The 11,799-nt window shown below is 46.4% G+C and carries 10 protein-coding genes; all 10 read right to left on the reverse strand.

Annotated elements, in window-relative coordinates:
• Positions 1-24 precede the first annotated feature (24 nt).
• Positions 25-459, reverse strand: a complete 435-nt coding sequence (locus tag ACG2F4_RS04325; protein WP_395258851.1) for a 6-pyruvoyl trahydropterin synthase family protein — start codon at positions 457-459, stop codon at positions 25-27.
• Between the two features lie 236 nt (positions 460-695).
• Positions 696-1,304 carry a protein-tyrosine-phosphatase gene (locus ACG2F4_RS04330; protein ID WP_395258853.1) on the reverse strand — a complete coding sequence of 203 codons (609 nt, stop codon included), beginning with the start codon at positions 1,302-1,304 and terminating at the stop codon, positions 696-698.
• A 268-nt stretch (positions 1,305-1,572) separates the two neighbouring features.
• Positions 1,573-3,213: an IPT/TIG domain-containing protein gene (locus ACG2F4_RS04335; protein WP_395258855.1), complete on the reverse strand. Its 1,641-nt coding sequence runs from the start codon at positions 3,211-3,213 to the stop codon at positions 1,573-1,575.
• Between the two features lie 103 nt (positions 3,214-3,316).
• The gene (locus ACG2F4_RS04340; RefSeq protein ID WP_395258857.1) at positions 3,317-6,064 is read right to left on the reverse strand and encodes a TonB-dependent receptor domain-containing protein; all 2,748 of its coding nucleotides are present in this window, start codon (positions 6,062-6,064) and stop codon (positions 3,317-3,319) included.
• 255 nt (positions 6,065-6,319) lie between these two features.
• Positions 6,320-8,377 carry an ATP-dependent zinc metalloprotease FtsH gene (gene ftsH / locus ACG2F4_RS04345; RefSeq protein WP_395258859.1) on the reverse strand — a complete coding sequence of 686 codons (2,058 nt, stop codon included), beginning with the start codon at positions 8,375-8,377 and terminating at the stop codon, positions 6,320-6,322.
• Between the two features lie 153 nt (positions 8,378-8,530).
• Positions 8,531-9,559 (reverse strand): thiamine-phosphate kinase, encoded by a 1,029-nt coding sequence (gene thiL, locus ACG2F4_RS04350; RefSeq protein ID WP_395258861.1) that lies wholly within the window; start codon positions 9,557-9,559, stop codon positions 8,531-8,533.
• Between the two features lie 88 nt (positions 9,560-9,647).
• The gene (locus ACG2F4_RS04355) at positions 9,648-10,094 is read right to left on the reverse strand and encodes an ExbD/TolR family protein (protein WP_395258863.1); all 447 of its coding nucleotides are present in this window, start codon (positions 10,092-10,094) and stop codon (positions 9,648-9,650) included.
• A gap of 12 nt (positions 10,095-10,106) precedes the next feature.
• Entirely contained in the window at positions 10,107-10,652 is a 546-nt protein-coding gene (locus ACG2F4_RS04360) for a biopolymer transporter ExbD (protein WP_395258865.1), read from the reverse strand.
• A 15-nt stretch (positions 10,653-10,667) separates the two neighbouring features.
• Positions 10,668-10,937 (reverse strand): hypothetical protein, encoded by a 270-nt coding sequence (locus ACG2F4_RS04365; RefSeq protein WP_395258866.1) that lies wholly within the window; start codon positions 10,935-10,937, stop codon positions 10,668-10,670.
• Between the two features lie 35 nt (positions 10,938-10,972).
• Positions 10,973-11,692 (reverse strand): MotA/TolQ/ExbB proton channel family protein, encoded by a 720-nt coding sequence (locus tag ACG2F4_RS04370; RefSeq protein ID WP_395258868.1) that lies wholly within the window; start codon positions 11,690-11,692, stop codon positions 10,973-10,975.
• Between the last annotated feature and the right edge of the window lie 107 nt (positions 11,693-11,799).

An 11,799-nucleotide genomic window follows, 5' to 3' on the forward strand; every position in this document is an offset into this window, starting at 1 on the left:
TCGTTAAAATCGTTTATCGATAACTTACTTTTGCAGAAGATATGGACAATATTTAGCGGAATTTCGTTCGGTCTCATGCAGTATAACAGCGTAGAGAATGCCGCCCGCGACACACGTTTCTTCTATGGGTTCTTTTAGCTCATTATAAAAAGCTTTCACCAAATTTTCAGTAGACGGCAGAATACCGTCCAGAAAATCGACATCCAGGTTCAGATTTTTGTGGTCGCACTTTTCAATAATCTGTTGATCAATAATCTCTTTCAGTTCTGAAAGATCGATTACGTACCCGGTTTCCGTGTCCGGTTCTCCGGCCACCACTACCTCAATAATGTAGTTGTGCCCATGCCAGTTTGGATGGTTGCACTTCCCGAAAACCCGCTTGTTCCACTCTTTGGACTTATCAGGATTGTGAAGGCGGTGTGCGGCGTTAAAGTGTGCTTTCCTTTTTACAAAAACCAATGGATTATTTTTTTCAGATTATAATATTGCCCACCTATAACGATTCTACAAAATACAGGGTTCCTGCTACCCAAATATTGATTGAAGGTTATCGCATCAGGCTGTTTTGCCTCTCAGCCAAAGCTGCATATACTCACATGCCCGGCATTCTCTCGTCTTATTTTATCACATACCTGCAACAAACGGTATACTTCGGTATTCCAACCATTTTATTTGTAATTATTTGTGCGGAATATTCAAACCTGAGAGATCAGGTTATACATTTCGATTGCAATTTGCCGGCAACGCTCATCATAGGTTTCTTTCTCTCGAGCAGTACCGTCCGACTCTTTGGGATCGACGTACGGTATAGAGAAACGCTTTTCTGCCCCCGGAATAAATGGGCAGTTCTCATCGGCATCGGTACAGGTCATAACAGCTGCAAAATGTTCCTGGGGATTATAATCATCATCAAACGTTTTAGAAAAACAAACCAGCGGTTCCTTATCCTCGTCGAAAAATACATTATACCGGGGATTTTCCCCATTCATACCTTGCACTTTAAACCCGGCCCGTTCTATGGCTGCAACGGCACGGGGATTAAAAGCCGTTGCTTCGGTCCCCCCCGAATAGGTTTCGATTTCGTTCACTCCAAGGTGTTCGGCCATTACCGCTGCCCAAATCTGGCATAGATGGCTGCGGCGGCTGTTATGGGTACAAATAAAGGTAAGCCTGGCCGGGGAACCGGAATCCCTTTTTTCCCGGATATACTCGGCGATTGCGGTCAGCTTCGTCCTGCGTTTTTCATCGATTTTGGGCTTCTCGTTTTCGATAGATTTAATATACGACTGTAGTGTTAAATACATTATAAAAAGGCTACAAATTATAAAATTAATGAAATTGAAAAATTTTCAGGTCACCGAACGCTGAAGTTGCAACTTGGGAATATCATATCTGGCAAAAATGTTTTAATAATGGCATCGTCTGGGCATGCAGAAAATACCGGATTTGAGTCTCGTAATCTTCCATATTTTACCTGACAAATTAAAAGGGACCCCGGCTCCCCGGAGTCCCCTTTTGTGATCAGCACACCTCACACTTACGTGAGACGTATCGTGTAGGAAGTCTGTGAAATTATTCGGTCCACTTAATCCATTCAGCACCAGTGATCCAGTCATGTTCGGACCCTTTAACTCCAACAGCACCGCTGAATTCTACCTGGGTGTAGAAGTCGTCACTGGGAACAGAGACTCCAGCAGTAGCAGGTGCAGATCCTTCTACCAGTGAAAAGTCAAAGCTTGCAGCATCGGTGAACGGAGAACTGTCAACGACAGTAAGACCTACATCTTCTTGTGTATACGGCAAGCCAGAGTAGTCGTTGGATGCATTATTATAGGAGAAGTTACCACCGAAAGTTAAGGTATTGCCAATGTTAGCTTCTGTACCATCCGTTTCCACATAAATGGGTACAACCGCGTTCCCATAGTTGGCAATAATGGTGTTTGAGTACGATCCGGTAAGACCTTCTCGGAGCATCGTGCCATAGATTGTTTCACCATTGGCATTGTCATTACCCCAAACAGTTGTGTTATAGACCTTGTATTCCGTCGGCCCATTTCCACCGTCACAATCTCCGGTATCGGCACAACCATCATTTTCATACCCACGGTTTGATGGCGTTCCCGGGGTGGTGAGCCCCAACCAAAACTGGCCTCTTCCGGTCCATCCCAGATCACCGTCAAAGGTGTCGTCCTGGGCGTCTACTACAACGAGGTATTTGATATCATGCGTGCCTCCGAAAGGCTCAATGCCATCATCTACTGATCTGAAAATGCTGATGTGATCGATCTGGGTTCCGCTGCCCACAGAATACGTGGTAAGTGCCTGCAGCTCACTGCCCGCGGCAATACTGTATCCTGAATAGTTGATTTGGACATAACTCAATACACCGCTGTCATCGTCGTCTTTAAAGGATTGTCCCCCGTCAATGTCGGCCCCAAACTGCACACCTTCTGAGAGACCTTCAATTTCACCCTGTCCGCCGGGAACATTGTTGCTGGCTTCGCCAGCCAGGATAATTCCGCCCCAGCTCGCAACTTCTTTCCTGGTAGAGGTAAAGACAATTGGAGCATCCGGTTCACCATCGGCGACTAACCTGCCGGAGGGACGTTCATTCGTGTAGTTGGATTGGTCTCCTGGTATGGTAATAATGGTTCCCACGTCATCCGCATTGTTATTGTGATACTCAAACTCAACGATTACTCCCGGTTCTACCGTAAGCGTTGCGCCCGGAAGCACAAAGTGGGGACCTGCAACTGTAGTGTCATTAGACCAGGTTTCGTCGCCATATATGAGCGTTTTGTTACCCGGGAAATCCTGGTATAGCTGAGGAACAATGGCAAAGGAAGCACTTGAAGTAGCCGTTTCCCCATTTGTTTCTACCGAAATGGGACCATCTACAGCTCCTTCAGGAACGGTCACGGTCAGTTCAGTTGAGGAAGCGGACTCGACGGTAGCTTCTACACCATCTGCAAAAGTAACCGTATTTTCATCAGCAGCAGAGGCAAAATTTTCGCCTGTAATGGTTACCTCCTGGCCAAAATCGGCATAGGCAGGTTCAAAGGAATTGATAGAAGGTGTGCCCTCCTCTCCGTTACCGTTACCATTGCCGTTTCCGTTGGTACCAGTTGGGTTGTCGTCACCGCAACCGGCAAAGGTCAGGGCAAAGGCAAGTATTAGTAAACTTGCGGCTTTAGTAAAATTAAACTTAATCATATGATTGTTGATTAGAGTATTGGATTGATTTGAGTGAAGGTTGATGATAAAAGATGTTCATTAACAAAAAGTTAAGCGGAAATAAGGAAACAATTATTTTCTGCTAGAGTGTCAGCGTAGCTCCAAGTTTGAAGGTAATACCCGGACTGTACTTAAAAGTTGTAACATCACCGAGCGAATATTTACGTGTATCATTCAGCAAGTTGTTCACCTCCAGGCTAAGACCATACCGACCTATAGAATGATCTATCTTAACAGCCAGGTCATGAAACGGTTGCTCGTATTCGTCGTTGCGCTGTGCACGTTTCCCGACGGTTACGATCCGTTCTCCGAAGGTGTTATAGCTCACAGAGACGTCCGTTCTCCAATCGGGCATGGAATAAAAAACCGATGCATTAATAATGTATGGAGATTGCCCTACCATCGGTCGTTCAATGTTGGCAACTCTGTTTTGTTCAGTTTCACTCATTCGGGTTTCTGAATAGATGTATGAAGCGTTGGCCACGAATTGAAGATGATCAGTGATATTTTTACGTCCCTCCACTTCAATTCCGTAAAGATCTGCTTCTTTGGCGTTATCAAACCTAACTTCATTGGCTTCTGTCAGCCGGTAAAACTTTTCTATAGGCTTTTCGAACTGTTTGTAGAAAAGGCTCACTGCAATCATTTGTCCGCCCCTGGGATATTTCTCAAAGCGTATATCATAGTTGGTGATATTGGTTTGCGTCAACTTCGGATTCCCGTACACACGCTGGCCTCCCAGATAATCGGCGAAAGAAAAGTTGGAGATCTCTCGAAACTCAGGCCGCGCCAGGGTCCGAGAATAAGCAAACCGGAGGTTGGTTCTGTCAGCAATACCATACGTGACGTTAACGGCGGGTAAAAAGTTGGTACTGTCAACTTTTGACACTTCTTCATACTCCCCATTCAGACCGTCCGGGGTCTCAATCGTCTGGGTAGACTGCTCGGCTCGCAATCCAACCTCAAACGAAAGATTATCAAGTGCCTGCCATTTGGTACTGATGAAGGCAGCGTAAAGATTTTGTGTCCCATCATACCAATCTGCATCAAACTGGGTGGTCTCTGTCAACTCCAGGTATTCTAGTACATTATCATCCTTGAACAAAGTACCGGGACTTTGTCCAGCTAGATCATCAGGAACATAAGGGGAGAGTACATCTCGATAGGCAATGCGGCGCGAGGTAAACCTACGATCCTTGAGTGTCACATTTCCGCCGGCTGAAACATCCAGGAATTTCGCCGGGTTGAGCTTGTATTTAAGCTCACCCGAGTAGTTATTGTCGTCCTGATTGGAGAAAAAATGACCGTTATTATCCCCAAACGGACTAAATTGGAAATCTCCAGTAGCTACTTCATTGTACTGCGTACTGCGTCGATCCGGACGAACACGTTGAGCTTTGTTGTACCCGATATGACCTTCAAGCGTTGACCGCAGGAAATCTTTAAAATAAGTCTCGCCTTCCAGTGTAGCTGAAAATACGGTGCGGCGGTCAAAATCCGAGACCGTCTGGCGCGTTGTAAAGTTCAAGGCATCTCCCTCAACGATTGTATTACGATCTGTTGCCGAATTGGAATACAGCGTCTTCAGCCCAAACTTGGTTACCGGAGATGGTTTAATGAAGACATTAAGCATACCGCTCAGCACTGCCGTTTCCAGCCCTTCGCTTTTGTCAAAATTTGAGTTGAAATTAGGAGTACCGTCATCTCTAAAATCCTGAACAAATTTTTCAGTTTTACCGGGTTCCAGGCTACGATCAAACTTGTAGGAGAAGTTGCTCACAATCCCGATGGGCATCGCATCCTGATTTAACTGGTTTGCGTAATTTACGCTAAAGCTTTGCGAGGGAATAACCTGCGAACTGTTGCTGATGTTCCAGTCGTTATGCAAGTCCTGCATAATACTATTTGCATTCGATTGACTGGCCCGTTGATTGTTCAGGATGGAAGGCAGACTCCGTTTGCCGTCATCATATCCCAAAAAATCGGTCGAGCTGCCGGGACTCGTATATGTATTTTCGAACGTTGACAAGGTGTTATAACTTGTTGAATAGCCCACGGTAAAATTCCTCTCACTGGGGAACTGTTTGGTCAAAATTTTAACCGACCCCCCGGAAAATTCAGCCATTTGGTCAGCGGTATAGGTTTTTTGAACCATAATATTTTCAATCAGTCCACTGCCAAATAAATCAGTTGGCGCCTCCTTTTTATTGGGATCTGTTGAAGGCACCTGTGAGCCATTTAGCTGAATATTGCTGTAGCGGTTTCCAAGTCCTCTTACGTAGATGTTCTTACCCTCCCGGACTGTCACCCCGGTCACCCTTTTCATTGCTTCTCCCACATCTCCTGCCCCGATCTTTGAAATCTGCTCAGACGATATGCCATCTTGCATGGGAACCGACTTTCGCTGTATTGACAACAGCCCTGCCTCACTGCTTCCCGAGGCTTCGGCTGTTACGGTAACCTCTCCCATTTCAACTGATTCTGGCTGTAAGGCGGCGTTAAGCCGGGTTATTTCACCGGCACTAACCTCCACCCCTGTTACCGTTTTTTTAGAGTAAGAGATGTATGAGATAGAAATTGAATATATACCCGGTTTGATCCCGCTAATGGTGTATGTACCATCGATGTCAGTGGCATCTCCCTGGCTGGTTCCTGCAATAACTACATTCGCCCCAATTATTGTCTCCCCAGATTGAGCATCGACAACCTTGCCGGATATTTTACCGGTAGCTGTTTTTTTTGTCTGCGCAAAACTGAGTTGAGAAATGAAGATACATGCAATAAAAAGGGGCCAAACCTTTATAAGTGTGCTTCTTTTATTATTGATCACGTTTGTGTGCTGATTTTGTTGAAGGTTCAACTTTCATTGCACCCGAAGGATAGCACACTCACATTGCAACAGTATTAATTCATTTTTACGGTTTGGTTACTGTAATTTTACGGTAATGTTAACAGAATGGCGTGAATGTTAACTTATTGTTAACAACAGTAGCTAAATTTGGGAGGGTCGGTGCACATAGAAAGGCGGTATATCAACAGAAGAGGAACCAGGATCGGTTCCTCTTTTGTGACAAACGAACTGTACTTATTCTTCTTCGGAATCAGCTTTCGAATCTGGCGGCGCCGAATAATCCGTTCCCGGGGTCAGAGAACGATTTCCGGGTTTGCCATTTACCTTTTCCGGTGATTCATCAGAATCAAAAATGCCTTCGGGATAGCGCCCCTGGGGTCGTTCACCCAACAGCTCCCGGAGATCGTTGTGGTTGAGGACCTCCTTGTCAAGGAGCGTTTTCGCCATTTTTTCCAGCTTGTCCTTGTGCTTTGTCAAGAGTTTCTTAGTACGCTCGTAGTTTGTGCGTATTATCTTGTGAACCGCCTCATCGATACGTTCTGCGGTTTGCTCGGAATATTTTTTGTTGAACCCGTAACTGTTTTCAGGATTTTGCGAATCCTTGAGCGATATATACCCCAGCTCCTCGCTCATCCCGTACTCAGCTACCATGGCAAACGACATATTGGTAATCCGCTCGAGATCATTTTGTGCCCCGGTGGATATTTTTCCAAATGTGAGCTCTTCAGCCACACGTCCCCCGAGCAGTGCACAAATTTTGTCGTCCAGCTCCTCGGTGGTCATCAGGTAGCGATCTTCCAGGGGAGTCTGCAGGGTATAACCCAGGGCAGCAAGCCCTCTTGGCACAATGCTCACCTTCAGCACCGGATCGGTGTGCTCGAGGTACCAGCCCACGATGGCGTGTCCGGCTTCGTGATAGGCCACGATACGGCGTTCTTCGGGACTGATCAACTTGTTCTTTTTCTCAAGTCCTGCAATTACCCGCTCAATGGAATCCTGAAAATCGACCATCTCCACCGATTCCTTGCCTCTTCGGGCCGCCAGGAGTGCGGCTTCGTTGCAGAGGTTGGCCAGCTCAGCTCCTGCAAATCCTGGAGTCTGGGATGCCAGCAGTTTCAGGTCGATATCGTCCGATAGCTTCAGCTTCCGGGAGTGCACTTCAAGAACCTGCACCCTACCGTTGAGATCCGGTTTGTCAATCAGGATTTGGCGGTCAAATCTTCCGGGTCGCAGCAATGCGGTATCCAGCACATCCGGGCGGTTGGTCGCCGCCATGATAATCACCCCTTTATCGGAATTAAAGCCGTCCATCTCGCTCAGAAGCTGGTTCAGGGTGTTTTCCCGCTCATCGTTGGAACCCATCGCCATGCCCCGACCCCGGCTTCGGCCGATGGCATCAATTTCATCAATAAAGATGATGCAGGGCGCTTTTTCTTTGGCTTGCTTGAACAGGTCACGCACGCGGGCCGCACCTACTCCAACGAACATCTCAACAAAATCAGAGCCGCTGAGGCTAAAGAACGGTACATCTGCCTCACCCGCTGTTGCCTTGGCAAGAAGTGTTTTCCCGGTACCGGGAGGGCCGACCAGCAAGACCCCTTTGGGAAGAGTGCCACCAAGCTTTGTAAACTTTTGGGGATTTTTCAGAAATTCCACCACTTCTTCCACCTCAGCTTTAGCCTCCTGCAGACCGGCTACATCCTTGAAGGAGACCTGGTTCTCACTCTGCTTATCGTATAGTGAGGCCTTGTTTTTGCCGATATTCAGTACCTGCTGGCCAGGATTCATCCGCCGGAAAATAAAGATCCAGAAGGCTATCGCCAGACCGATGGGAATCAACCAGATCAGGATGCCGCTGAACCAGTCCTCTTCGATTCGGACGTCATACTCTACATTATTCGCATCCAGCACCGAACGGATCTGGTCTCCCTCAAGCATGGTGGTAGTAAAGGCGGGTTGTCCACTTTCACCCGTCAGCTGCCAGTCCTGCTCCTGCTCGGGAGGATTTACGATTCCGTCCTGGATCGCTTTTTCCGTGTATTGTCCCCTAATCTGGGTACCGTTGGTAATCGTAATTTTTTCAACATATCCCTTCTCGACATACTCGAGAAACTCACTGTAAATAATCCGGCTTCCCGGCTGCGGACTCATAAAATAAAACTGGATGCCGAACAGTACCAGCAGTACTAACAGGTATATCCAGATAGAAAATTTGGGAGAGTTGTTATTACCCTTCAATTTATCCTTCAGGTCGGTTGGACTACTATTTTTTTTATCAGAATTATCAGACATTTACTACTACTCAGTTTTTAGATATGCAAATTTAAATCAATATACCACTTTTAAGTGTTTCTATGTACCGTCATTATGCTTGAATTCCATCTGCGGTACCAATAACGGCAGCCGGTTTAGTATATTGGGATAGCCATGATTTTTAAATTAGTGCTATTCTTCCTCAAATGATATTAATTCTCCATCCTGCCGTTGCATCTTTACTCCCTCTTCTTTGCGTGTCACTTTGCCGATCACAACAAAATCCTCGAATTCCGCGGCCAGCTGTTCCACTTGGTCTTCCGGTATTGTAAACAGCAGTTCAAAGTCTTCCCCTCCGTATAGTGCGTACTTGTCCACATCCTCCTTCATTTCATCTGCCACATGTCGCGTTTCTATTGCAATTGGCAGGGCCGCCTGGTAGATGTGAGCCCCCACTTTTGAGGCTTCCGTCAGCTGATGAAGGTCACTTACCAACCCCTGGGTAAGATCGATCATCGCCGTGGGTTGTAGATTGAGCTCAGCAATGGTATCAATGAAGTCTCGTCGTGCACCGGGAACCAGCTGCCGTTTTACTACATATTCATAATCCCCCAGATCCGGCTGAAACTGATCTTGCCCATGCTCCTCCCAGTATTTCTTTTCACGCATCAAAATTCTGAGCCCGGCAATTGCTCCCCCCAGATCACCGGTGACACACACGGCCTGATCGATCCTGGCGCCAGAGCGATATATCAAATTTTCCTTTTCAGCGCGACCGTGAGCCGTAATTGAAAGAGCCAAAATCTGGTGTGATGCGGTCAGATCACCGCCAGCTATTTCAACCTCATAATCATGGGCAGCCGCATCCATTCCACGGTATATTTCATCAATCATGTCCACCGAAAGCTTGTTGGGTAATCCCAGGTTCACCAGTACGGCTTCCGGAATCCCATTCATCGCGTAAATATCACTTACGGCGGCCGTAATCACTTTATATCCCAGGTGGTGCAGGGGGGTATAGGTAAGATCAAAGTTGACTCCCTCCAGAAAAGTTTCGGAACTAAGTAGTCCTGCGTAGCTGCTCGTCTGCTCCAGTACGGCTGCGTCATCCCCGATACCCTTGATCACTCTTTCATTGCGGAACGAAGTTTGTTCAGCGAGTTCCCGGATTAACCTGTGCCGTCCAATTTGTTCGATACTTCGGAAATTTTCCTTATCCACTGGCAATAGTTTTTAAAATAAAAAAGGCAGGCACAACAATTGTGCACTGCCTTTATACTTAAAGTTAGTATTAATCAGTTTATTCTTCTTATTCTTCCCGGTGAGTCGAGTAGTTGATACGCAGTGTACCTGCTTTCCTGAGCTCCTGCTCGACATCGGTGACGATACCGAATTCAGAATCTTCATCAACCCGCAAAGATACGATAAGTCTGGGCTGCTCTTGCAGCTTATCGTACATGAGGTTTCGGATAGCTCCCAAATCTTCAATAATGGAGTCATCGATCTGTACTTTTGTCTCACCTAATCGGTTTCCGGACAGTTTCTCCGGCCCTATGTAGATATAACTGACCAGTCGTTTCTGTTCGATTTTCTCAATATTCTCTGCCTGAGTAAAATCTACCTGAACCTGCAGGGTTACCTCACGCAACACCGTAGTCACCATAAAAAAGATAAGCAACATGAATACGATGTCCGGCATGGCCGATGTAGGTATCTCCTGCTTGGTATTTGCAGATTTTTTCTGAAAATGTGCCATAATAGATTTTCCTTACCCTTGATCTGGCTCTGCGATTGAAATTTTCTTTGGATACAGATCCCGTATCTGCTGTTTGGCCTCGCTCTCATCCTCGAGAGCGTCATAGGTGGTTCCGTAACGATCTTGCGCAGCCAGGTCCCTGAGCTCTTTATAAGCCCCCATGACTTCGTCAAGCATATCTATGTAGACCGAATACGGGGTTTGCCTGTCCGTTTTAATCGAGACAATCGCCTTATCGGGAGATTCTGACAAATCCGGGTCCTGCCCGTTATTGTCAATAAACTCCTTCACCCGGTCCTTCACCTCTGGCAGTGAGGTCGGTTCCTCATCGAGTAGAACCATTCCCTGGGCATTTACCAGAATCTTGAGCATGTTACGCTCTTTAATGGGAGGCGGTTCCTGATCCTGCTCCGGTTCCGGAGGCAGTACAAGCCCGATACCCGTATCGACATCGATCGTGGTTACCAGCAGGAAAAATATCAGCAGAAGAAAAGCGATATCCGACATTCCCGCACCACCAAGTTCCGGCTCTTCCCGTTGTCTTTTCTTGTTAATCATAGCTATCCGCTGAGTTTATAAATTAAATGTGCTACGCAACCCGGTAAGTAGCATGAAGAGTACCATGGCGGCAAGCATAAACAGCATTGTACCAATTGCTGCATCGGTCAGATCCCCTGCCACTCCGAACACAATGCCGAAGACAGCGAAGGGAACAAGAATTGTGACAATTCTTTTAACGTCCTGCTTGCCTGTGGTCAAGCTTTTAATACCGGCTACTATCATCGCAAGAACTCCAATACCGATGAGCCCGATTGCGATTCCTATTCCTATTACACTAGTCATATCTCTATTCCTTCAACTTTTAAAGGTGCAGATTATTATTCAGCGTCAGCTGTTCCTTCACCACTGGTATCAATAATTTGCTCGCCTTCTTTCAGAGCAACAATAGAGTCAATAAGCGTAATTGAACTCTCTTCCATTTCTGCAATAAGACGGTCAATTTTTGAAACGCAGTAGTTGTACCCCACCTGCAGAATAATACCTGCAATAAGGCCGGCAGCAGTGGTCAACAGTGCCGTTTTAATACCACCGGCAACCAAACTCGGAGAGATGTCGCCCGCCTGCTCAATGGCATCGAACGCCTCAATCATACCCACAACGGTACCGGTAAAGCCGAGCAGCGGAGCAATTGCGATAAACAGTGAGAGCCACACAAGCCCACGCTCCAGAAAACTCATTTCGATAGAGCCATAGGCGGAAATACCTTTTTCGGCAGCTTCGATCCCTTCATCGACACGCATCAAACCTGCCTGGAATACTGAAGCAATAGGGCCTCGGGTTTCGGCACACAGTTCTTTTGCGGCAGGAACGCCACCTTCTTGTAGTGCCTCCTGAACATTAACGATAAATTTTCGGGTATCAATATCTGCGAGGTTCAAAGTAATAATGCGCTCAAGGAATATGGCCAAACCCAAAATTAGTGCGACCAGTACCGGCCACATGAAAGTACCACCTTCGTTGAACCTTTGAACAATTACATTGAAAAAGCCTTGATCAGCTCCAGCTTGAAGCAGTAAGAGAGCTATTGACGATGTCATACGATTACTCCAATTATATATTATTAAATTTAAAGTTTACGGGCTTACAAAGATGCAAAATTATAGATCATTTTGATTTAAATGTCAAAATAACAAGCTTACTAATT

Origin of the sequence: Halalkalibaculum sp. DA3122 (assembly GCF_043951865.1) — a bacterium.
Classification (GTDB): domain Bacteria; phylum Bacteroidota; class Rhodothermia; order Balneolales; family Balneolaceae; genus JAMQKA01.